The 20,721-nt window shown below is 69.1% G+C and carries 20 protein-coding genes; 9 read left to right on the top strand and 11 right to left on the bottom strand.

Features of this window, described 5'->3' with window-relative positions; all coding sequences use genetic code 11:
- Window positions 1-89: 89 nt before the first annotated feature.
- Window positions 90-572, bottom strand: coding sequence for an FBP domain-containing protein (locus OSC27_RS11525; RefSeq protein WP_267181590.1), 483 nt, complete (start codon window positions 570-572; stop codon window positions 90-92).
- 35 nt (window positions 573-607) lie between these two features.
- Here OSC27_RS11525 and OSC27_RS11520 point away from each other — a divergent pair, with 35 nt between their 5' ends.
- On the top strand, window positions 608-2,080 hold the full coding sequence (locus OSC27_RS11520; RefSeq protein WP_267181589.1) for a PLP-dependent aminotransferase family protein: 1,473 nt from the start codon (window positions 608-610) through the stop codon (window positions 2,078-2,080).
- A gap of 15 nt (window positions 2,081-2,095) precedes the next feature.
- Here OSC27_RS11520 and OSC27_RS11515 read toward each other — a convergent pair whose 3' ends face one another.
- On the bottom strand, window positions 2,096-2,845 hold the full coding sequence (locus tag OSC27_RS11515; protein WP_267181588.1) for a pyridoxamine 5'-phosphate oxidase family protein: 750 nt from the start codon (window positions 2,843-2,845) through the stop codon (window positions 2,096-2,098).
- Window positions 2,846-2,968: 123 nt separating this feature from the next.
- Between OSC27_RS11515 and OSC27_RS11510 the strand changes: the two genes are divergently transcribed.
- Window positions 2,969-4,159, top strand: coding sequence for a winged helix DNA-binding domain-containing protein (locus tag OSC27_RS11510; RefSeq protein WP_267181587.1), 1,191 nt, complete (start codon window positions 2,969-2,971; stop codon window positions 4,157-4,159).
- Here OSC27_RS11510 and OSC27_RS11505 read toward each other — a convergent pair.
- The 3 genes from OSC27_RS11505 to OSC27_RS11495 form a co-directional block, all read right to left on the bottom strand.
- Window positions 4,113-4,946 (bottom strand): hypothetical protein, encoded by an 834-nt coding sequence (locus OSC27_RS11505; RefSeq protein ID WP_267181586.1) that lies wholly within the window; start codon window positions 4,944-4,946, stop codon window positions 4,113-4,115. The two genes, OSC27_RS11510 and OSC27_RS11505, sit on opposite strands and share 47 nt — an antisense overlap.
- Window positions 4,943-5,929 carry a hypothetical protein gene (locus OSC27_RS11500; protein WP_267181585.1) on the bottom strand — a complete coding sequence of 329 codons (987 nt, stop codon included), beginning with the start codon at window positions 5,927-5,929 and terminating at the stop codon, window positions 4,943-4,945. Before OSC27_RS11500 ends, OSC27_RS11505 begins: the two co-directional genes overlap by 4 nt.
- A 158-nt stretch (window positions 5,930-6,087) precedes the next feature.
- The gene (locus OSC27_RS11495) at window positions 6,088-6,396 is read right to left on the bottom strand and encodes a hypothetical protein (protein WP_267181584.1); all 309 of its coding nucleotides are present in this window, start codon (window positions 6,394-6,396) and stop codon (window positions 6,088-6,090) included.
- A gap of 126 nt (window positions 6,397-6,522) precedes the next feature.
- On the opposite strand from OSC27_RS11495, the gene OSC27_RS11490 reads away from it, so the two are divergent.
- The 3 genes from OSC27_RS11490 to OSC27_RS11480 all read left to right on the top strand — a co-directional run bounded on the left by OSC27_RS11490 (window position 6,523) and on the right by OSC27_RS11480 (window position 9,205).
- Window positions 6,523-7,140 carry a dihydrofolate reductase family protein gene (locus tag OSC27_RS11490; protein WP_267181583.1) on the top strand — a complete coding sequence of 206 codons (618 nt, stop codon included), beginning with the start codon at window positions 6,523-6,525 and terminating at the stop codon, window positions 7,138-7,140.
- Window positions 7,137-7,565, top strand: a complete 429-nt coding sequence (locus OSC27_RS11485) for a DUF4186 domain-containing protein (RefSeq protein ID WP_267181582.1) — start codon at window positions 7,137-7,139, stop codon at window positions 7,563-7,565. The genes OSC27_RS11490 and OSC27_RS11485 overlap by 4 nt, the downstream gene beginning before the upstream one ends.
- A gap of 95 nt (window positions 7,566-7,660) precedes the next feature.
- On the top strand, window positions 7,661-9,205 hold the full coding sequence (locus tag OSC27_RS11480; RefSeq protein ID WP_267181581.1) for an HNH endonuclease signature motif containing protein: 1,545 nt from the start codon (window positions 7,661-7,663) through the stop codon (window positions 9,203-9,205).
- Window positions 9,206-9,258: 53 nt separating this feature from the next.
- Here the strand turns inward: OSC27_RS11480 and OSC27_RS11475 are convergent, their stop codons facing one another.
- Both OSC27_RS11475 and OSC27_RS11470 read right to left on the bottom strand, forming a co-directional pair.
- Window positions 9,259-9,984: a DUF1295 domain-containing protein gene (locus tag OSC27_RS11475; protein WP_267181580.1), complete on the bottom strand. Its 726-nt coding sequence runs from the start codon at window positions 9,982-9,984 to the stop codon at window positions 9,259-9,261.
- Complete coding sequence (locus tag OSC27_RS11470) at window positions 9,981-10,610, bottom strand: TetR/AcrR family transcriptional regulator (RefSeq protein ID WP_267181579.1); 630 nt, start codon at window positions 10,608-10,610, stop codon at window positions 9,981-9,983. The genes OSC27_RS11475 and OSC27_RS11470 overlap by 4 nt, the downstream gene beginning before the upstream one ends.
- Before the next feature lie 76 nt (window positions 10,611-10,686).
- Between OSC27_RS11470 and OSC27_RS11465 the strand changes: the two genes are divergently transcribed.
- A complete protein-coding gene (locus tag OSC27_RS11465; protein ID WP_267181578.1) occupies window positions 10,687-12,198 on the top strand; it encodes a basic amino acid/polyamine antiporter in 1,512 nt (503 codons plus the stop codon).
- A gap of 33 nt (window positions 12,199-12,231) precedes the next feature.
- Here OSC27_RS11465 and OSC27_RS11460 read toward each other — a convergent pair whose 3' ends face one another.
- Window positions 12,232-12,870 carry a response regulator gene (locus tag OSC27_RS11460; RefSeq protein WP_267181577.1) on the bottom strand — a complete coding sequence of 213 codons (639 nt, stop codon included), beginning with the start codon at window positions 12,868-12,870 and terminating at the stop codon, window positions 12,232-12,234.
- Window positions 12,858-14,105, bottom strand: a complete 1,248-nt coding sequence (locus OSC27_RS11455; RefSeq protein WP_267181576.1) for a sensor histidine kinase — start codon at window positions 14,103-14,105, stop codon at window positions 12,858-12,860. The genes OSC27_RS11460 and OSC27_RS11455 overlap by 13 nt, the downstream gene beginning before the upstream one ends.
- Window positions 14,106-14,215: 110 nt before the next feature.
- Here OSC27_RS11455 and OSC27_RS11450 point away from each other — a divergent pair, with 110 nt between their 5' ends.
- Both OSC27_RS11450 and OSC27_RS11445 read left to right on the top strand, forming a co-directional pair.
- The gene (locus OSC27_RS11450) at window positions 14,216-14,995 is read left to right on the top strand and encodes an ABC transporter ATP-binding protein (RefSeq protein ID WP_267181575.1); all 780 of its coding nucleotides are present in this window, start codon (window positions 14,216-14,218) and stop codon (window positions 14,993-14,995) included.
- Window positions 14,989-17,493, top strand: coding sequence for an ABC transporter permease (locus OSC27_RS11445; RefSeq protein ID WP_267181574.1), 2,505 nt, complete (start codon window positions 14,989-14,991; stop codon window positions 17,491-17,493). The genes OSC27_RS11450 and OSC27_RS11445 overlap by 7 nt, the downstream gene beginning before the upstream one ends.
- On the opposite strand, the gene OSC27_RS11440 is transcribed toward OSC27_RS11445, so the two are convergent.
- Window positions 17,468-18,082: a TetR/AcrR family transcriptional regulator gene (locus OSC27_RS11440; RefSeq protein ID WP_267181573.1), complete on the bottom strand. Its 615-nt coding sequence runs from the start codon at window positions 18,080-18,082 to the stop codon at window positions 17,468-17,470. The two genes, OSC27_RS11445 and OSC27_RS11440, sit on opposite strands and share 26 nt — an antisense overlap.
- A gap of 59 nt (window positions 18,083-18,141) precedes the next feature.
- On the opposite strand from OSC27_RS11440, the gene OSC27_RS11435 reads away from it, so the two are divergent.
- Window positions 18,142-19,581, top strand: coding sequence for a DHA2 family efflux MFS transporter permease subunit (locus OSC27_RS11435; protein ID WP_267181572.1), 1,440 nt, complete (start codon window positions 18,142-18,144; stop codon window positions 19,579-19,581).
- Here the strand turns inward: OSC27_RS11435 and OSC27_RS11430 are convergent.
- Window positions 19,532-20,710, bottom strand: coding sequence for a class I SAM-dependent methyltransferase (locus tag OSC27_RS11430; RefSeq protein ID WP_267181571.1), 1,179 nt, complete (start codon window positions 20,708-20,710; stop codon window positions 19,532-19,534). The genes OSC27_RS11435 and OSC27_RS11430 overlap by 50 nt on opposite strands.
- Window positions 20,711-20,721: the final 11 nt, after the last annotated feature.

Below are 20,721 nucleotides of genomic sequence, written 5' to 3'. Positions count from 1 at the left end.
CGAAGCGTCGTCTCGAAACCCTGCCGCGCCACGCGTTTTCGAGACGCAGCCTACGGCCGCTCCTCAATCCGCTCCTGGTCGACGCCCCTTCACGGCGCCCGCATCACGTCGGCGGTGAAGTTCTGCACCCGGCGCAGCAGCCCCGCCGACCGCGCCTCGATGAACTCGCGCTGGTCGGCGCGCGGAGGCGTGATTCGGATGAGCAGCGGGCACGCGAGATCCTCGCAAATGTATGAGCCGATACTGTTGCCATTTCGCCCCGCCTCGCCTGCGCGTGGCGCCGTGAACAGCTTCACCTGCGTCGCCGGCTGCGAGGAGTGGCACAGCGAGCACATCGCCGAGATTCCCGTTCGAAGCGACCCGTTCGGTGCGCGTAAGACGATGCCGGTCGGTCGGTCGTCCATCCAGTGCACGATGTAGCCGAGGTGTGCGGCCGCCGGGTCGCGCCATCCGAGAAACTCGCGCTCGTTCCAGATGGTCTCGTGCAGCCCCGGTATCGGCAGCCGGTGCAGCTGCTCGGGCGTCGCGTTGACGAACGATGAGCGGATGTCGGCTTCCGTCAGCGGTTTCATGTGACCTCCCATCCGGCAGTCTGCCACGATGAATCATGCGCATCACGCGGCCGAGCGACCTCGCCCTCTCGATGCACGACGTGCCGCGCGGGAACACGCGAACGCGCCTGGCGGACGAGCTGCGTCGGGCGATCCTGGGCGGCCGGGTGCGCGCGGGCGACGCGCTGCCCTCAAGCCGGGCCCTTGCGGCGTCGCTCGGCGTGGCACGCGGCACGGTCGTTGCGGCGTACGACGACCTGGCGGGCGAGGGGTACGCCGAGGTCAGGCCGGGCGCCGGCACGTTCGTCGCGGCGGTTCCGGCGGGTGCTGTTCCGACCGCCTCCGTGCTGTACGTCGCCGCGTCGCCCGCTCCCACTCCCGCACCCGCGCCCGCGAGCGCCCCGGACGCCTCGGCCGCCGGGGCCTCCATCAACCTGAGCCCCGGCCACCCTTCGACGCGCTCGTTCCCGCACCGCGAGTGGGCGGCGGCGTGGCGCGGCGCGTTGGCGAGCGCCCTGCCGGGGGACGAGCCACCGGCATCCGGTCTGCCGCAGCTTCGGGAGCAGATCGCGAGGCACCTGCGCCCCTCGCGCGGCATCGAATGCGGCGCCGATGACGTGATCGTCGTGGCCGGCACGAGGGATGCGCTCGCGCTGCTGACCCTCACGCTTGCGGGCAGCCTCGGCGGGGCGCCGCGCATCGCGTGCGAGTTGCCGGGTCACCGCGGCGGCCGGCGCACACTCGTGGCGGCGGGGGCCGAGCGCGTGCCGATCCCGGTGGTCGACGGCGGCATGGACCTCGCCGCCCTGCACGGCGCGGGGCGCATCGATGCGGCGCTCGTGACGCCGAGCCACCAGTTTCCCCTCGGCGGCAGGCTCGACGTCTCTCGGCGCCTGGAGCTGCTCGAGTGGGCCGAGGCGCGCGACGCCCTGGTCATTGAGGACGACTACGACAGCGAGTTCCGGCACGGCGCGAGTGTGCTGCCGGCGATGGCGTCGCTCGACCGCTCGGGCCGCGTGCTGCATGTCGGCAGCTTCTCGAAGGTGCTGAGCCCCTGGCTGCGTCTCGGCTACATCGTGACGACGAACGGGCGGCTGCGCGACGAGCTTCTCGCGGTTCGCACCGAGCTCGGCTCCACGGTGCCTGGCATGGTTCAGGATGCGCTCGCCCGCTATATGGCCAGCGGTGCACTGCGTCGTCACCTCGCGCGCGCGCGCCGCCAGTACGCGCATCGGCGGCGGCTCATCGTGCACGCGCTCGAGCCCGTGGCGGCCGCTTCGGGCGGTGCCGTGGCGCTCGACGCGCTGGACGGCGGCCTGCACGCGGTGATCTCCTGGCCATTGGCCGACGAGCGCGGTGTCGCCGTGCGGGCCGCGCTCGCACGCCGCTCGGTTCTGTGCGCAGACCTCGATGAGTACTACGGATGCGACGGGCCGGCCCCGCGCGACGGCATCGTCATCGGCTACGGCGCCTGCACCGACGTGGAGCTCGGCCTCGTTCTCGAAGACCTGAGGGTAGCGCTCGGGTAGCCAGACCCCCTCGTCTTACAGCGAACCGGCGACTTGTGCCGCTCGGCTCGCGCCGGCGCGACCGTCGAGCGTGCGAACGAGCCCCGCGACCGACGGCGGCACTGCGGCATCCGCGTCGCTCAGGCCGCTCACGATGGGCTCGCCCGCGCACGTCGACAGCGGCAGCACCCCGGCCCAGACGCCGTGGTCCTCGCCGTCGTCGGCGGTCTCGCCCGTACCGGCGCACCGCACCTTCACGCTGACGTGGTCGAGCGGCACCGCGAGCACCTGCGTCGCCGCCACCTCGCGCTCGGTCATCTCGCGCACCTCGGCGCGGCGGCCGGGCATGAGGTGCTCGCCCACGATCCAGAGAGCACGCCGACGCAGGTCGAGGGGAACCGGCTGGGCGCATCCGTAGATCATGGCGCTTCGGTAGTTGGCGGAGCTGTCGTGCAGCGAGCGCGCGTAGACGAGCCCGTCGAGGTGGGTGATGCCGACCGACACCGGCACGCCCTCGGTCCCGGCGTCGAGGAAGAGGCCGCCGCCGGTCGAGCCGTGCAGCAGCAGCTGGGTGCCGCGGCCGTCGCCGAGGTCGCCGGTGCCGTAGAGGTAGGGCAGCACTATGGGCATGCCGTCGCGCACCATGGCGACGTGCGCGATGAGGCCCTCGGCGAGAATCTGCTCGAGCACCGCCGGGTCGAAGGATTGGCGCTCGCGTTTGCGGCGCACCGTGAGGTTCGGGGTGTTGTTGGTGGCGGCTGGCGATGCGGCAGAACTCGAGGTCATAGCGCTCAGGCTATGGCCGCGACTGGCACAGGCAGAAGGCCGGTTGTGGCGAATTCGAGTGGACCAATCTTTCGGCTTTCGCCCGCCGCCCGCAGCGTCGGTGGCTGCCCCTAGGCTCGAGGCGTGACGACGACGATCACCCGCCGCGAACTCATCGCGCTGCGCCTGAAGCCGCAGGGCCTCGCCTTCAGCCCCCTCAGCACGCCGCTCGAGGCGGCGCGTCGCATGCTCGCGACGCAGGCGCAGGAGTTCGCGGGCGGCTGCTGGGCGCTCGGGGTGCGCGCACCGGGCTCATCCCAGCAACAGGTGCTCGACGCGCTCGCCGCCGGCACCGTCGTTCGCTCGTACCCGATGCGCGGCACCCTGCATTTCACCGCCGCAGACGACCTGCGATGGATGCTGTCGGTCACCGCCGGCCGCATGCTCGCCTCCGTCGAGCCGCGCCTCGCGCGCATGGGCCTCGACCGCGCCGCCCTCGATCGCGCCCGCGATGCTGCCGTGCAGCACCTCGCGGGTGGTGGAGCGCTCGGCCGGCAGGAGTTCGTCCAGGCGATGGCCGCCGCCGGTGTGCCGACCGAGGGGCAGCTCGGCTACCAGGTCATCTTCTTCCTCGCGCAATCCGGCCTCATCTGCTGGGGGCCGCCGCACCGCACCCAGCAGGCGCTTGTGCTCGTCGACGAGTGGATCGCGCCCACCCCGGCCGTCGACCCCGACGAGGCGCTGCGGCGTTTCGTGCTGCGCTACCTCGCCGGCCATGGCCCCGCCCAGGTGCAGGACTTCCAGTGGTGGACCAAGCTCACCCTCACCACCGCCCGCCGCGCCTTCGAGCTGGCGGCCGACGAACTTGAGCCGCTCGAGTGCGAGGGCGAGACGTTCTGGGTTGTGGCATCGGCTTTGGGTTCGGCTTTGGGTTCGGCTTTGGGTTCGCAAGCGGATGCTGCCGCGCTCCCCCGCCGTCGTGACTCCGCCTTCCGCGCCCTTCCCGGTTTCGACGAGTACCTGCTCGGCCCGAACTACCGCCGCTTCGCCCTGCCGCCTGAGCACAACGAGTTGCTGTTCCCGCCCAAGACGAGCATCTTCCTGCGTTCAGTCGTGCAGGAGGGCAGGGTGATCGCGTCGTGGCGTTCGGTGAAGAGCGCCAGGGCCGCTGGCGAGGCTCCGGAGATCACGCCGCTGAAGCCGCTGTCGTCGCGACAGCAGGCCGGCGTCGCGCAGGCTATCGCCGCGCACGACGGGTTCCTCGATGGCGGTGCTCCCGCTGCCGCCTCTACTTCTCCTGCCGCTCTTCGCGCTCGAGCACCGCGCGCGCAATAGCGTCTCCCGCCTCGGTCGAGCTGAACCAGATCGTGTCGCGGAAGTCATTGGTTCTCCAGTCGAGACCGACTTCGAACCATTCACGAACGATGCGCGCCATGGTGTCGTCTGCGGTTGCCTGCCAAGAGTAGAACCGGCCGTCATCCTCCAATCCTCCTGCGACAGCGAGATCGCGGTACAAGAACTCCGTGATGATCCCGAGTGACATCGTTCGGCCGTCCTCGCGGCTCGCTATGCCCAATCCAACAGCATGCGATTCGACCCACCCGAGGCTGGCCCAGTCGATCAGCATTCCTACAAGCAACTCTTCTACGACTGTCCGCTGTCCGTACGCAGATCCCGTCGACCCTTCACGCGAATCGTCCGTCGGTAGAGCGTCTCCTGGCGATCCAGCGATGCCTTGCTTCTCGCGCAGCAGCGCAGCGTGGGCGATTGCGTCGCCTGCACCCGTGGCGTCGAGCCAGATGCTGCCCCAGGGGCCATCATCGCCGTTGTTCAATCCGGCGGCAAACCATTCGGTAACGACGCGTGCGAGCGCTTCATGAGTGCTGCATGCCCACGGCACGAAACCCGCGCTACTTTCGTAGCTACCGGCCACAGCCAAGTCCCTGTGCAGCAACTGCGCCACAATCCCGAGCGACATGGTGCGGCGGTCCTGGCGGCCCTCGATCCCGGAGTCCGCAACGATCGACGTTACCCAGCCCAGGCTTGCCCAATCGTCAAGCATGCTTACGAGCACTTCTTCCAGGACAGTCCGCTCACTCAATCGCTTGCCGGGCTCGTTCATTTCGGCTCTCCAATGTGAATCTTGCTGTGCTTGTCCGCGCCGGGGAATTCGATGTCAATGGTCTTCCCCCCAGATTTCGACTTCTCGCGCATACCAATCTTTGTACCGTCGTCGAGTTCCACTGCCTTTTCGTGTCCCTTCCAGTTGGCGGGTCGAGCGCCCTTCGTTATTTCGGCGTATTCGTTGTCGAGGGCCGATTCGTCCGGCACCAGACGAATGCTGTCCCTCGACCCGCGTGGAAGCTTCTTCAGACGCTCTCTTATGTCCCTTCCCGTCTTGGCCGAACTTGCCGAATCATTCCGTGATGAAGAGGGCGCGCCCACGTCCCCCTGCGCTTCGTTGAACAATCTCATGTTCTCGGCGATGCCGGCGCCAACAGCACCGACGGCCACTCCGGCTATCGCACCGATCGCGGCCCCGAGTCCAGCCCCTGCGATCGTGCCTCCGCCCGGCTCGACCAGCGTGCCAGCTCCGCCGCCGATCTCCAGCCCGAGGCCTCCCCCGCCGATTCCTCCCGCAAGCGCGCCCCCGATCACTGCTCCGCCGATCGCTCCGATTTCGGCCCAGAAGCTCTGCACTTGATCAGCGGAGTTCCGCAACGAGCGCACTGACGCCGCTGGCACCACGGTGCCGATGCGCGGGAATGCCGCCCTGCCATCCTCGCCGCCGCCGATCGCCAGAATGCGTCGCGCCAGGGCCGTCGTCGACTCCTCGACCGCCCGGTTGAACATCGCGCCTCGCTGCCGCAACTGCGCCTCCTCGGCGACGAGCTGCGGAACCCGCATCCAACCCTCACCCGGCGCGAGGCAACGAAACCGCAAGATCTGCTCGACGAGCGACGCGCGCTCGCGCTGCAGGGCCAGCAACGCGGGAAGGGCCTCGCTGATGACCGCGCGCAGCTGTTGAGCGGCGCCACGCAGCTCGGCCGCGTGGTCAGCGGCCGGGTACACCCACCCCTGCATGAGCGCGGTCGTCTGCGGCACGGCGACCGCGTCAGGCAGCGCCGACCACGCTCGCGATCCCGTCATCGCCGCCTCCTCGAGCCTGCTGGCCTGCGCTGCGTAGCGGAGGGCGGCTTCGTCGAGAGATTCGGGCGAGAAGCCGAGCTGGGCGACATCCGCTTCGCTGATCGCGGAGAACATCAGGCGCCGATCTCTGCGGCGTGGCCGAGTTCAGAATCGGCCCGCTCGAACATCGCAAGCACTGTCGTGACGGATTGCCCCGCCTCGCCCAAGTGCTCGCCGATCGCGGCACCGTGGCCGGCCCGCGCGTGCTCGAACGCGCTCAATGCCGCGACGAGCGCAGGGCACGCCCGAGCCGTGTCGAGGAGTTCGGCAAACGCCGCCCGCGCCGAGGCTGCGGCCGTCGCCGCGTCGGACCCGGCCGCATCCATCACGGTCGCGATGTGCGCCGCGGCGTCGCCATCGAGGTGAATACGCGCAGCCCGCATCCGTCTCTCACACCCCTCCGCTACCCGCCCGTTCCGCCGAGCGCCCACGCTAACAGCGGCGGTCCCCTCCCGTTTCTGCCCTGTGGATAACCACGGATGTCGGTGGCGGCGGCCAGAGTGTCATGCATGAAGACGGTCTATTACACGGCGACCAGCCTCGACGGTTACATTGCCGACGAGAACAACTCGCTCGAGTGGCTCTTCGCGGCCGACGCCGCGGCTGACGCAGACTCGCCTGACGATCGCTCGCCTGACGATCGCTCGCCTGACGACTCCGCGTCTCTCGACGCTGGCCATGGCTACGACGCCTTCATTGCCACGATCGGCGCCGTCGCCATGGGCGCCACGACATACGAATGGATGCTCGAGCACCACCTCGACGCCGGCAACGCGTGGCCGTACCGCCAGCCGACGTGGGTGTTCACGCATCGCGACCTGCACGCGGTGTCGGGAGCAGACATCCGCTTCGTATCGGGAGACGTCGGGCGCGTGCATGCCGAGATGGCGGCCGCCGCGGCCGGCCTGAACCTGTGGATCGTCGGCGGCGGCGACCTGGCAGGCCAGTTTCACGACCTGGGGCTTCTGAACGAGATCGTCGTCAGCGTCGCGCCCGTCACGCTCGGCGCAGGCGCACCGCTCCTCCCGCGCGCGATCACTCCGCCCAGCATGCGGCTCACCGGCCTGACGCAGAGCGGACCGTTCGCGCAACTCACCTTCGCCGTCGCGACCGACGCAGCACCGTGAATGACGCCGTCGTCACACGCACACTCCGGCGGCTTGGCCGGTCGTCGTTCCGATCCCGGTTCGCGCTCGACGCCCGCGACCTCGCCTACCTGCGGGAGCGCGGCCGGCAGACCATCGGCGAGCACGCCACGCACCTTCTGACCACCCGTGTCGGCGCCGCGAGACCCCTCAAAGACGGTAGGCAGACCCCGTGGCGGGGGCATCCGGTGTTCGTGGCCCAGCACGCAACCGCCACCTGCTGCCGTGGTTGCATTGAGACGTGGCACGGCATCGCTCGAGGCCATCAGCTGACGGATGACGAGCTCGCGCATCTGCGCGACCTCGTTCTGGGGTGGCTCACGGCGCAGCTGGCGACGAACGGGCGCACGCATCCTTCCTCGCTGTCCCCGTTCGGCGCTTCCTCATCTCCGCTCCCCTCCTCTTAAGCTCCCTCATCCTCCCCAATTCAACCTCTCATCGGGTTTTCCCCAGCTGCGTGATCGGCCCTCAGAATGTCGGTGGTCGGGTGTGTACTTGAGGCATGCAGACAGCAGGCGGCACCGCGATCGACGTTTTCGTCGAACATGATTCGAGCCTGCTCGAGATCGAGGCGGCGTTCCTGGTTGCCGGCGCGCGCGGTCGAGTCTCGTCGCCAGAGCTTCCCGCTTTCGAGCGTGGGGATGACCGCAGCAGCGAGATAGGCGGTGAACGCGACTTCGTCTTCGCAATGGTGAAGGCGACGGCGGCCGCTGCGAACGCCGCCGCAGCGATGTCGTGTCAGATCGATGCCGTCTGCGAGGCTCTCGACGCCGCGCAGGCCTCACCCGAAGCGTTCGTGGGCCCGTTCGCGCGGCAAGGTCGAGAATCGGCCGAGTTCGTGAGGCGTGCCGCCGTTGCTGAGCTGGCTGTCGAGCTTGGCGTCTCCGAGGCGACCGTGAACCGGTATGCGGAGACAGGCAGGCTTCTGCAGACTCGTCTGCCTCGGGTGCGCGAAGGGTTTGCCGAGGGTTCGATCTCGTACGCCAAGGTCCGCATCATCGTCGAGCAGGCGTCGACGCTTCCCGACCCCGACGCACCAGGCGTCGACCCCGCCTTCGCTCGGCAGGCTCTGCAGGCATTCGACGAGTCGATGTCCGCCCTGGCCCCCGCGCTGACTCCCGTAAAACTGCGTATAAAGGCGCGGAGCCTCCGCGAGAAGCTTCACGACGAGCCTCTCGCCGAGCGGCACCGGCGAGCGAAGGCCGAGCGCAGAGTCTGGGTGGATCCGGCGGCCGACGGCATGGCGTGGTTCGGCGCGCACATTCCGGCCGACGTCGCTTATCGGGCCATGGCCAGGATCACCGCGAACGCCCAGAACCTGGCCGGCCTAAGGCGAGAAGAGCGAACTCTCGCTCAGCTGAAGGCAGATGTGGCCGCCGACCTACTCACCGGCGACGGCACCGCGCACGAGGTGCGAGCCGTCGTGAACGTCACCGTGCCGGTGCTCACACTGCTTGGCGACGGCGACGGCGACGGCAACGGCAACGGCCAAAGCAAGAGCAAGCGCGATCGCCATCGCACGAGCAAGAGAGATCGCAATCGCAACAGCAACGGGGCCGCGCATCACTCCGCCCCCGCGCCCATCCCCGCGGCGTTCCTGGGTCTCGAGCCGACCGGCTCTCACCTGCCAACGCAGCCGGCAACGCTCGAGGGCTACGGCCCCATCGACCCCGTCACCGCCCGGCGGCTCTGCGGCCGGGCGCCATCCCTTTACCGAGTGCTCACCGATCCTGTCAACGGCGCCGTAATCACCGTCGACCGCACGAGCTACCGCCCGCCGGCAGACCTCAAGCGGCTTGTGGCCGCCCGATTCAGCACCTGCACATTCCCGGGATGCGCTCGACCGACCGACGCGTGTGACATCGACCACAGCGACGCCTGGGAGCAGGGCGGCACCACGAGCATCCACAACCTGGCACCGCTCTGCCGACACCATCACCGGGTGAAGCACAATACGCGGTGGGCGCTGTCGCGAACTCCGGCTGGCGGGGTTCAGTTCACGAGCCCCAGCGGCGTGACGCACGACACCGATCCGCCGCCGTTCTGATGCACGCCCGCGCTCGCGGCCAGCCAGGAGCGAGATCGAGATCAGCGGCGAAATCAGTACACGAAGGGCACGAACCTCGCGGTACGACGTCGATAGCGCTCGAACGGCTCGCCGTAGTGTTCGGCCAGGTGGCGGTCAAGCATCGGGATGTTCACGAAGATGAACAGCGCGGCCATCAGTGCCGGGATCACGAACGCCCAGACAACGCCGGTGACCAGGGCGAACCCCGAGAATAGAACGACATCGCCGAAGTAGTTGATGTGCACGGCGAAGCGGAAGAGCCCTCCCGTGTACAGCTTGCCCGCGTGCGAGGGGTCGTCCTTCCACCGCTTGCGCAGATACTCGGATGCCGTGTTCGTGGCCGATCCGATCACATAAAGCGCCACTCCACACCAGGTTGCGGCACCGACTGGCGTCGTGTTCATACCGCCCAAACACGCCATGGTGAGATGGATCGCGACGATCCACAGCCCCACCCCGAACCCCTCTCCATACGAGACCCTGCGCTTGACCATCACGTACGTGGTCATGATGATGCGCAGAAAGTACACGAACGAACACGTCACGATCAGCACGCGCCGAACCGACTCAGCCTGTTGGAAGAGTCCTCCGAAGAGCGGAGCGCCGCCGAAGAGCGGGCCGCCACCGAAGACTCGGGCGCCGCCGAACAGCAGCCACGCACCCACGAGCACGCCCGCCAGATTGAGGCCGAGGAGCACGAGCTTGGCGGCATCCGATCGCCCGTGCTCTTTGTAGAACCCCCGCTCCGTGTCACTCATGATCCGCTCAACCCCTTCGAATAGATCGCCAGCAACTCGCGCCCCCACACCTCGATGCCGTCGGCAGAGAGCGGGTCGAAGCCCACGACCTGCTGCACCCGACGGCGCAGCATGATCACCCCGAGGTCGTTGACGAGCAGGAACGCCGCTCGAGCCGCCGGGTTCTGCCCCGGCGCGGCCGAGCCCGACGCGACCATCGCGTCCAGCCCGCGCTGGGCCGCCTCGAACAGGCGCCGGAACATTTCTGCGCCCGCGTCCGGTTCCGAACCCGAGCCCGAACCCGAACCCGAACCCGAACCCGAACCCACCAGCATCCGCCCCAGATACTCCGGCAACGGCGACCCCGGCGGAAAGAACGTCGCCGCAGCCTCCAGAATCGACGACGCCGGCCCGTCACCCGTCACCGTCCCGATCATCTCACTGAACCGCTCGAGCACCCGGTCATCGACCGCGGCCCGCAGCCCATCCTTGCTGCCGTAGTGCTGCATCACCAGCGCAGGCGACACGGATGCCGCCGCAGCAACCTCGCGCACCGTCACCCCATCGACACCGCGCGCCGCAAACAGCCGCATCGCCTCGTGCAGAATCACCGCCTTCGCGGTTCGGTCATCCCCTTGTGAACGCATGTTCGGTATTATAAACGCTTGTTCATATCGGTAGCAACAGGCGACGGAAAATCCGCTCAGGGGTAGACAGAAACCTGTGAGCGAGTACTCGGCAGCGACCACAACGGCGGCACCCGAAGGGGCCGCGCGCAGGCAGCTGCCGGTCATCGCGCTCACCGCCATGGTGGTCGGCTCCATGGTCGGCGCGGGCGTCTTCTCGCTGCCAAGCAACTTCGCGAAGCAGACCGGTGTCGTCGGAACGTGCATCGTGTGGGCCATCGCCGGCACGGGCATGCTCATGCTCGCGCTCGTCTTCCAACGACTCGCCGTGCAAAAGCCCGAGTTGAACGCCGGCGTCTACTCGTACGCGAAGGCGGGCTTCGGCGACTACGTTGGGTTCTTCTCGGCGTTCGGCTACTGGGCCAGCGCCTGCGCTGGCAACGCGACCTACTGGATCCTCATCGGCTCCACACTCGGAGAGGTCATCCCCGCCCTCGGCGAGGGCTCGACAGTTCTCGCCATCGCGGGATCGTCGGCGTGCGTCTGGATCGTGCACGCTCTCGTGCTGCACGGCATCCGCGAGGCGTCTGTCATCAACGTGATCGTGACGATCGCCAAGCTCGTGCCTATCGCTCTCTTCATTCTCATCGTCGCGATCGTGGGATTCAGCGGCCACGTGTTCGCAGGCAACCTGTGGCAGGGCGGCGCGGGCAGCAGCGGCGCGGGCAGTAGCACAGTCGGCAGCGCAGCGGGCAGCGCAGCCGCCAGCGCAGCCGGCCTCATCGACCAGGTGAAATCCACCATGCTCATCACCGTCTTCGTCTTTCTCGGCGTCGAGGGCGCAAGCGTGTACTCGCGCTACGCCCGGCGCCGCAGCGACGTGGGCAAAGCCACCGTGCTCGGCTTTCTCAGCGTGCTCGCGGTGTTCGCTCTCGTGTCGATCCTGTCATTCGGCGTCGCACCCGCGGCCGACCTCGCGGGTATGCGCCAGCCCTCCGTCGCGGGCGTGCTCGACGCGGTGGTCGGCCCGTGGGGGCGCGCGCTGGTCAGCGTAGGCCTCATCGTCTCGGTGCTCGGCGCCTACCTCGCCTGGACCCTGATGGGCGCCGAAGTTCTCTACAACGCCGCCATCAGCCGGGATGCGCCCCGCTTTCTCACGCGCATCGGCCGCCGGGGCGCCCCGCGTTACGCCGTACTTCTGACGAGCTGCCTCGTGCAGCTGCTACTCGTCGTCGCTCTCTTCTCCGACGACGCCTTCACGTTCATGCTCGACCTGTGCAGCTCGCTGTGCCTCGTGCCATACCTGCTGAGCGCCGCATACGCGCTGAAGCTCGCGCTGAGCCGCCGCGAGGCGACACCGCGCGCATCCGCTCTGATCATCGGATGCCTCGCCACGGCATACACACTCTTCCTGCTCGTTGCGGCAGGCCCGACATTCCTGTTGCTGGCCTTGATCGTCTACGCTCCCGGCACGGTGCTGTACGTCATCGCCCGCCGCGAGCGCCGGCTGCGGCTCTTCCGGCCGGCCGAGGCGGCGCTGTGCGGCCTCGTCATCGCGGGCGCGATCGTGGGCGTGATCGCGGTGGCGACCGGCGCGATCTCGATCTGAGCCGAGAGCTCTCGAGGACCGCGGCTCAGGTTCTCAGGTTCTCAGGTACGCCAGAACCGCGAGCACGCGGCGGTGCCCGCTGTCGCTGGTCGAGAGGCCGAGCTTCATGAAGATCTTGCCGATGTGCTTGCTCACGGCCGTCTCGGTCACCACGAGCCTGGCCGCGATGGTGTCGTTGTCGAGTCCCTCGGCCATGAGCCCGAGCACCTCATGCTCGCGCGGCGTGAGGGTGCGAATCGGGTCGTCCGCTCGCCGCCGGCTCAGCAGCTGCGAGATCACCTCGGGGTCCATCACCGTGCCGCCCTCGGCGACTCGTCGCAGCGCGTCGGTGAACTCCGTCACCTTGCCGACGCGCTCCTTGAGCAGATAGCCGAGACCGCCCGCGCCCTCGGCGAGTAGCTGTGCCGCGTAGCGGTCCTCCACGTAAGCGGACAGCACCAGCACGGGGAACCCGGGGCGCCGCTGCCGTGCGGTCTCTGCCGCCTTCAGGCCCTCGTTCGTGAACGTCGGCGGCATCCGCACGTCGAGAACCGCGGCATCCGTGTCGTCGAGCAGTGTCAGAAAGTCGTCCGCGTTGTCGACCGCCGCCACCACGTCGAACCCCTCGCTGCGCAGCAGCAGGGCGAGGCCCTCACGCAGCAGCGCGTCGTCTTCCGCAATCACCACCCGCACGGCAGCTCCACCCTCATCCTCGTCGGCCCGTCGACCGGACTGGTCACCTCGAGCGTTCCCTCGAACGCCTCGGCACGGCGCCGGATTCCCGCGATGCCGCCTCCCGGGCGTTCGGTCGCCCCGCCGTGTCCATTGTCTTCGACGACGATCAGCAACCGTTGGGCCGGCTCGGACGCGTCGGTCTCGAGAGAGATCGTCGCCTGCGTCGCCTCACTGTGTTTGTTGAGGTTCGTCACGGCCTCGGCCACGATGAAGTAGCTCGCGGACTCCACCGCCGACGGAACCCGATGCAGGCCCTCGGCGTGCAGCGAGCACGGCACGGCCGAGCGGCCGGCCACAGAGGAGAGCGCGCCTTCGAGCCCGAGTTCCTGCAGGATCGGCGGGCAGATGTCGTGCACGGTCGTGCGGAGGCCGGCCAGCGCATCCGTCGCCGCTTCTCGCGCGCGGCGCAGCTGCGGCAGCGCGCTCTGCGGGTTGGTTTCAAGCGATCGTTCCGCGATGCCCAGCATCATGACCACGCTGACCAGGCGGTTCTGCGCCCCGTCGTGCAGGTCGCGCTCGATGCGTCGCAGCTCGGCGGCGTGGGCGTCCAGTGCGGCCGCCCGGCTGGCGGTGAGTGCCGTGACGCGTTCGGCCAGCACCTCGTTTCGGCCCGGGGTGAGCATCGCCGCCTGCGCCCGGGTCAGCACGGAGGCGACGCCCGGTACGAGCCACCAGGCGGCGAGTGCGTAGCCGAGGGCCACAAGCGGCGACCACGCGGCCGCCGCCCACGACGTGACAGGGAACGGGCTGGCAATCGGATCGTTCGCGGGGGCGAGGTACCAATACGCGGGCACGAGCAGCGCGTTGACGGCGGCAAGCGGCAGGGCAATGGTCAGAAGGCTCACGAGCGGCGCGATCACGGCGTCGCCGACGAGCCACACCAGGTCGCGCCCGGTTGAGCGGGAGAAGGCGAGGCGCATCAACTCGCCGTACGTCGCAGAGTCTGGGATCGGTCGGTACGCAGAACTGATCGGCCTGCCGCGATAGCGCTCGCTTCGCTCGCGAGCGAGCAGCGCCCACCAGCGCAGCGGCCGCACGATCAGAGGCACGACGAGAGTTCCGCCGCTGAGCACGAGCACGGGCACCAGGGCGAGGGCGACCAGAAGGAAGAAGAGCGACGTGAGGCCGGCGCCGAGTTCGACCACCAGGTGGCGCAGCGCGCGCCACCATCGTCGACCTCGTGCGCGGCTCATCCGTTCAGTCTGCCGTAGTACCCGCGGCAAGGCGGTAGAGCCAGCTACACCATTAAGACGGTGGCGGGCGGGAGCGCGCTGCCGGGCCCACATTCGTAGCGTCAATGACTATGAACATCAACACGAGCATCGAGACGTCGCCTCCCCGGGCCCAGTCGAGCACACGACAGGCGCTGCGTCTCGAGGCGGTCGTCAAAAGGTACGGCACGGGAGCCTCGGCGGTGATGGCATTGAGAGGCATCGATCTCACGCTGTCGCGTGGATCGTTCTCCGCGATCATGGGCCCATCAGGCTCGGGAAAGAGCACCTTCCTGAACACGGCAGCCGGGCTCGACACCCCCACAAGCGGCTCCGTCTGGATCGGCGACACCGACATCTCCCGGATGCGCGCCAACCGGCTCGCGAGGTTCCGTCGCGAACACGTCGGCTTCATTTTCCAGGCCTACAACCTGCTGCCAGCGCTGACGATCGAGCAGAACGTGACGCTCCCCCTGATGCTCGCCCACACCCGTGTGGATCGGGCCTGGCTCGACCGCATCATCCGGGCGGTCGGCCTCGGCGAGCTGCGCGATCGACGACCTGCAGAACTCTCCGGCGGCCAGCAGCAGCGGGTCGCCATCGCGCGCGCGCTGATCACGCGACCGGATGCCGTCTTCGCCGACGAGCCGACCGGCGCGCTCGACTCGCGAACGGGTCGCCAGGTGCTCGAGCTGCTCGCGCAGATGACACGTGAACTGAACCAGACCGTCGTCATGGTCACCCACGACCCGGTCGTCGCCTCCCATGCGGACCGCGTCATCTACCTCGCCGACGGCGCGTTCGTCGGCTACCAGGACGGCGCGACGACGCAGCAGATCATCGACCAGATGTCCGGTCTGGGGGAATGGTGAACACGTTGGTCAGGGCGGCGATCCGCCAGCATAAGGGCTCGTTCGTGGGCGTCTTCGTGGCCGTGCTCACCGCCACCATGCTCGCGACCGGGCTCGGCATTCTGATTGAGTCCGGCATCCGCGGTGGCGTGCACCCCGAGCGCTACTCGGCCGCCGACGTGATGGTGGGCGCACAGCAGTCGTTCGACACCGCGGAGGGCGTGACCGTACCGCTGAACGAGCGCGTCCCGCTCCCCGCCGATGCGCTCGCGGCGCTCCGGCAGCTTCCTGCCGCGGCTCGGGTCGTCGCCGACACGACGACGCCGCTGGCCTGGGCGGGGTCGCCCGTTGAGGCCCACGGCTGGAGTTCCGCCGCGCTCACCCCGTACCGTCTGGTTCACGGGCATGCGCCACAGGCACCGGACCAGGTGGTCGTCACCGGGGCGGCAGCGACACGCACCGAGGTCGGCGCTACCATCACCCTGCGCCACGGCGGTGTTCCCGCCCGCTACCGCGTGGTCGGGATCGCCGCCGCCGCCACGGCCGAGCAGCCCGCGCGCGCGCAACACGTGTTCCTGAGTGACGCCGCGGCATCCGCTCTGGCTCCGCTGGGCGGCGCGCCGAGCGTCGTGGGCGTCTTCGCACGCCCCGGCGTTTCGCCGGACCAGCTGGCTGGCGAGATCCGCACCGGCATTCCCGACGTCGCCACCTACACCGGTGATCAGCGCGGCAACGCCGAGTTTCTCGACGTGGGTGTCGCACGAGGAACCCTCGTCGCCATCGGGTCGTCGTTTGCCGGCACGGCCATCCTGATCGCCCTCTTCGTCGTCGCGAGCACGCTGTCACTGTCGATCCAGAGCCGAAGGCGGGATTACGCGCTGATGCGTGCGATCGGCGCAACACCCCTGCAGATCATTCACCTTGTCGTCAGGGAAGTGCTCGTCATCGCCGGCGCGGGAGCGCTGATCGGCGCGGCACCCGGCTACCTGCTGGCGAGCGCGATGCGATTCGGCTTCGCTCAGGCCGGGGTGATCCCGGCGGACTTCGCCCTCGCTTCGAGTCCGATCCCGGCGCTCGGCGCCATCGTGCTCGTCGTCGCGGCGGCTCTGCTCGCCGCCGTGGTCGCCGCTCGACGTCCCGCACGGATCAACCCGATCGAGGCCCTGCGCGAGGCGTCGACCACGCCAGCGCGACTGGGCCGGGGTCGCACCACCACCGGCATCGTGCTCGGCATCGTCGGCCTGCTTGCGAGCGCCATGCCCCTCGTTGTGCAGGGAGCGATCGCCGTCACCGGCCCGGCGGCCGCCCTTCTGCTCCTGCTCATCTCCGCGGGCCTGCTCGGGCCACGCCTGGTGCGCATCGCCATGGCGGTCTTCGGTGGGCCCCTCAGGCGGTCGCCGTCGCCGTCGGCGTTTCTCGCGGCCACCAACGCGCGCAGCAACTCGCGACGGCTCGCGGCAGCCATCATCCCCATCGCACTGGGCATCGGCCTTGGCCTGGTTCAGGTCGGCACGGGCCAGATCGTCGCGACCGAGGCAAGCGCGCAATCCCACGCAGGCCTCACCGCAGACCTCGTGGTCGCGGGAGGCGCATCCGGCATATCCGGCGACGGCGCGGCGGTTATCGCCCGCGCGCCCGGAGTGCAGGCAGCGAATCCGGTTGCGCTCAGCGACGTGACCCTCAGCTACGTGCTTCTCGGCGATCCGTCGTCACAGCAGTACGCCGCGCAGGGGGTGGACCCCTCGACTGATGCATCGACCCTCGACCTCGACATGGTCGCCGGTTCCCTACATTCCCTGAAGGGCATACAAACCGTCGCATTGAGCACGGATGCGGCGCAGGCCGCCGGAGCGCATGTCGGCGACACCGTGCACGAACACCTCGGCGACGGAACCCGAGTGGACGCACGCGTCGTCGCCATCTACACGAGGGGCCTCGGCTTCGGAGACGTCACTATGGCCAACGCGGCGCTGCGCGAACACACAACGACCGGGCTCAGCAACTACGTTCTGGTGAGCACACAGCCCGGCCAGCGCGCGCAGGTGCAGAAGGCCTTGGCCGATGCCGGCTTCACCGTGACGACCCGAGACGGGCTCGACGCGGTCGGTGACGGCGCCCGCGACGCCAATAGTGCGGTGAATCTCATCGCTCTCGTCGTCATTCTCGGCTACATCGCCATCGCGGTCGTCAACACACTGGTGATGGCAACCGGTGAGCGCCGCCGCGAGTTCGCGCTGCTGCAATTGCTCGGCGCGACGCGACGCCAGGTGCGCTCGATGATGCGCGCCGAGTCCATCATGGTCGCGGTGATCGCCGCGGTGCTGGGGGTGCTGCTGGCCGCCCCGCCGCTGGTCGGGATCAGCCTCGGCATCTCGGGCCAGCCGCTGCCCGGCATCTCACCCGTCACGACCGTGGCGATCGTCGCTTCGCTGAGCGTGCTCGCGATGATCGCGCTGGCGTTGGCGACACGGTCGACCATGCGCACCGCGCCGATCAGCGAGATCGGGTCGCGCGAGTGACGACCAGGGGCATGAACACCTCGTCAACGATGGAGGCGCTCACCTCCTCCGTGACCGGCTTCAGGGTCAGCAGCAGCTCCTGCCGGTACAGGTCGAACGGTACCGAGACGACCCTCGGGGTCAGTCTCGACGGGTCGACCTCGCCCCGTTCGACGGCACGCGCAATGATCGTCTCGACCGCGTTGCTGCGCCCCGCGAGGAGCGATTCGCGCAGATCGGAAAGGGCGGTTCCGGTCTCGGCGAAGTAGCCGGAGAGCTGCAGCATCATCATGATGCCGAGCCGTGCGCGCGAGCGGTTCGAGCGCTGCAGCAGCTCGACCATGTCGTCGCGCAATGAGCCGGTATCCGGGATCACCACGTGCTCCTTGCGGCCGACGTGCGTCACGGCCGCGCGCACCAGATCGGGCTTGGTGGGCCACCGTCGGTAGATGACGGCACGGCTCGCCTTGGCCCGCTCTGCCACCGACTCGATCGTGAAGTCCGAGTAGCCCTTCTCCGCGAGCTCGTCCCACGCGGCATCGAGCAGCGCGTTCTCGAGTGCCGCCCCGCGCCGCCGCCTCGGAACCTGGGCATCGTCTTTAAGAGACATTGTGTTTCTTATCCTCACGTCCTACTCTTTAGTGTACAGAGTGACTCTAAGGAGGACCGATGCTCGATCAGAAGATCGAAACCACCACGGTCGACCCCGCCGTGTGGCGCACCGTCTGGACCATACTCGTCGGCGGCCTCGCCGTGCTGTTCGACACGACCATCGTCGCGGTCGCCCTGCACACCCTCGCGCACGATCTGCACGTCTCGGTGGCCACGATCCAGTGGGTCAGCACAGGTTATCTGCTCGCGCTGGCCGTCACTGTGCCGATCGCAGGCTGGGCACAGCGGATGCTGGGCGGCAAGCGTCTCTGGCTGGCGGCCCTCTCGTTGTTTCTCGCCGGCTCGGTGCTCTCGAGCCTGGCGTGGAGTGCCGGCAGCCTGATCGCGTTCCGCGTCGTGCAGGGCGTGGGCGGCGGCCTGCTGTTGCCGCTCATGTCGACCATGGTGATGCAGGCGGCGGGCGGGCGCGCCCTCGGCCGCATCATGTCGGTCGTGAGCCTGCCCGCCGTGCTCGGCCCCATTCTCGGCCCGGTCGTCGGCGGCATCATTCTGCAGCACCTGCACTGGTCCTGGATGTTCTGGGTCAACGTGCCGTTTTGCGTGGCCGGCCTGATCCTCGCCGTCATCTACCTGCCGAAGGACGGCCCCGTGAAGCGGCTGCCGCTCGACGTCGTCGGGTTCCTGCTCATGGCCCCCGGCCTCGTCGGTGTGCTCTGGGGCCTCTCGAACGCCAGCAAGCCCGGGGCCTTCACCCGCGCCGACGCCTTCGGCCCGATGGTCGTCGGGCTCCTGCTGCTCGCCGCCTTCGTCGCCTGGGCGCTGCGCCGCCGCGAGCGAGCCCTGGTCGACCTGCAGCTGCTGCGGCACTGGCCCCTCGCATCCGCTTCTCTGCTGCTCTTCCTCTCTGGCGTCACGCTTTACGGGGCCATGCTGCTGATGCCGCTGTACTTCCAGCAGCTGCGCGGCTCGACGGTGCTTCAAGCCGGCCTGCTGCTCATTCCGCAGGGGCTGGGCACGCTCGCCTCCCGCTCGCTCTCCGGCCGACTCTCGGACACCATGGGCGCGCGCTGGCTCGTCGTCGGCGGGTTCCTCATCGTGCTGCTCGGCACCGTTCCGTTCGCGTTCGCCGACGCCCACACGAACGAGTGGATGCTCATGGCCGCCCTGTTCGTGCGCGGCATCGGTCTCGGCACGGTCACGGTGCCCCTGATGGCGCTCGGCTTCCGCGGGCTCGCGCGGCACGAGGTGCCCGACGCCAGCATCATCACGCGCGTGGCCCAGCAGGCCGGCGGATCGTTCGGCACGGCGGTGCTCGCGGTGATCCTCACCGGCGCGATGACGGCGGCCACGGCCACCGCGAGCGCCGCGTTCCAGCAGACCTTCTGGTGGGCGATCGGCTTCACCGCGGTCGGCGTGATCATCTCGCTCGCGCTCCCGGGCAGGCCGGCTAGAGAGCCGTCTGCGACACCGGGATCTTCTGCGACACCGTCACGGTGAACTTCGCATTGCGTCCCACCTGCCGCGTCGGCCCGACCAGCGCCTCGAGCTGCCCCCGATAGCCGAGGTGGGAGTTGTAGACGCACCAGAGCTCGCCACCGGGCGCGAGAACCCTCGCGGCATCCGCGATCAGGCGCAACGCCACGCCGGCATGCACCGAGGCGCCCACGTGGAACGGCGGGTTCAGCAGAATCAGCTCGGCCGAGGCGTCGGGCTGCGCGCTGAGCGCGTCGTCGCGCACGACGCTCACGCGGTCGGCGACGCCGTTGGCCTCCACCGTGGCCCGAGCGGATGCGACGGCCGCCGCAGACTGGTCACTCGCCAGCACGCTGACACCGGGCCGTCGCAGAGCGAGCGCCGTCGCCAGCACACCGGTTCCGCAGCCGAGGTCGATGGCCGAGCGGGCAGCGGGCGCGGCCTGGTCGAGGTACTCGAGCAGGAATCGCGTGCCGATGTCGACGGCGGTGCCGGCGAACGCGCCACCGTGCGCGCACACCCACAGCGCGAGGTCGTCGTGCCATTCGCGCACGGGCCAGACCGTGTCTTCCTCGTCGAGCTTCGGCCCTCGGGCCGTGAGCCCGCGGGCCGTGAGCACGCGGGCCTTCTGCCGCGCCAGCCCGGCGCTCACGTCGCCGAAGTGCGCGCCGAGAACCTCGTTCATGCCCCGCGTCATGTGCTTCAGCATGCCGCCGGCGAAGACCTGCACATCGGATGCCGCATGCCGCGCCACCTGCCAGGCGATCTCGTCGAGCTCGGCCAGGCTGCGCGGCAGCTGCAGCAGCACCACGCGGGCGCCATCCAGCAGCTCCACGCCGAGCGGAAGGGAACGGTACGAGCCCTCGAGCCCCAGCGCCTTCGCGTTGGCGGCCAGCGCACGCTCACCGCTCAGCGGGTCCTGGTGGGTGCGGATGCCGCCGGACTCCGATGCGGCCTCGCCACGCAGCGACGCCGCTCCCAGCGTGAGCGCCCCGTACCGGTCGCCGATGACGACGATGCCGGCTGCTCCGGCATCCGTCAGCGCCCCAGCGGCCGTGTCGAGAATGAGCCGGTCCGCAGCGTCGACCGCGTGCAGGTTCGGGGCCTCGACGTCGGGCCATCGGCGAAGGGCGTCGAAGGTGAACGGGGGCACCGGGTAAGGCT

The sequence above is a fragment of the Microbacterium sp. STN6 genome (assembly GCF_026410545.1).
Lineage (GTDB): Bacteria > Actinomycetota > Actinomycetes > Actinomycetales > Microbacteriaceae > Root112D2.
This window is presented reverse-complemented; position numbering and strand designations above follow the sequence as displayed.

Excerpts from the sequence above, each read along its gene's own strand:
- OSC27_RS11525 (WP_267181590.1), bottom strand. The coding sequence starts at position 572 with ATGAAACCGCTGACGGAAGCCGACATCCGCTCATCGTTCGTCAACGCG.
- OSC27_RS11440 (WP_267181573.1), bottom strand. The coding sequence starts at position 18,082 with ATGTCTCTTAAAGACGATGCCCAGGTTCCGAGGCGGCGGCGCGGGGCG.
- OSC27_RS11515 (WP_267181588.1), bottom strand. The coding sequence starts at position 2,845 with ATGACCTCGAGTTCTGCCGCATCGCCAGCCGCCACCAACAACACCCCG.
- OSC27_RS11445 (WP_267181574.1), top strand. The coding sequence starts at position 14,989 with ATGGTGAACACGTTGGTCAGGGCGGCGATCCGCCAGCATAAGGGCTCG.
- OSC27_RS11490 (WP_267181583.1), top strand. The coding sequence starts at position 6,523 with ATGAAGACGGTCTATTACACGGCGACCAGCCTCGACGGTTACATTGCC.
- OSC27_RS11435 (WP_267181572.1), top strand. The coding sequence starts at position 18,142 with ATGCTCGATCAGAAGATCGAAACCACCACGGTCGACCCCGCCGTGTGG.
- OSC27_RS11520 (WP_267181589.1), top strand. The coding sequence starts at position 608 with ATGCGCATCACGCGGCCGAGCGACCTCGCCCTCTCGATGCACGACGTG.
- OSC27_RS11495 (WP_267181584.1), bottom strand. The coding sequence starts at position 6,396 with ATGCGGGCTGCGCGTATTCACCTCGATGGCGACGCCGCGGCGCACATC.
- OSC27_RS11505 (WP_267181586.1), bottom strand. The coding sequence starts at position 4,946 with ATGAACGAGCCCGGCAAGCGATTGAGTGAGCGGACTGTCCTGGAAGAA.
- OSC27_RS11455 (WP_267181576.1), bottom strand. The coding sequence starts at position 14,105 with ATGAGCCGCGCACGAGGTCGACGATGGTGGCGCGCGCTGCGCCACCTG.
- OSC27_RS11450 (WP_267181575.1), top strand. The coding sequence starts at position 14,216 with ATGAACATCAACACGAGCATCGAGACGTCGCCTCCCCGGGCCCAGTCG.
- OSC27_RS11475 (WP_267181580.1), bottom strand. The coding sequence starts at position 9,984 with ATGAGTGACACGGAGCGGGGGTTCTACAAAGAGCACGGGCGATCGGAT.
- OSC27_RS11480 (WP_267181581.1), top strand. The coding sequence starts at position 7,661 with ATGCAGACAGCAGGCGGCACCGCGATCGACGTTTTCGTCGAACATGAT.
- OSC27_RS11470 (WP_267181579.1), bottom strand. The coding sequence starts at position 10,610 with ATGCGTTCACAAGGGGATGACCGAACCGCGAAGGCGGTGATTCTGCAC.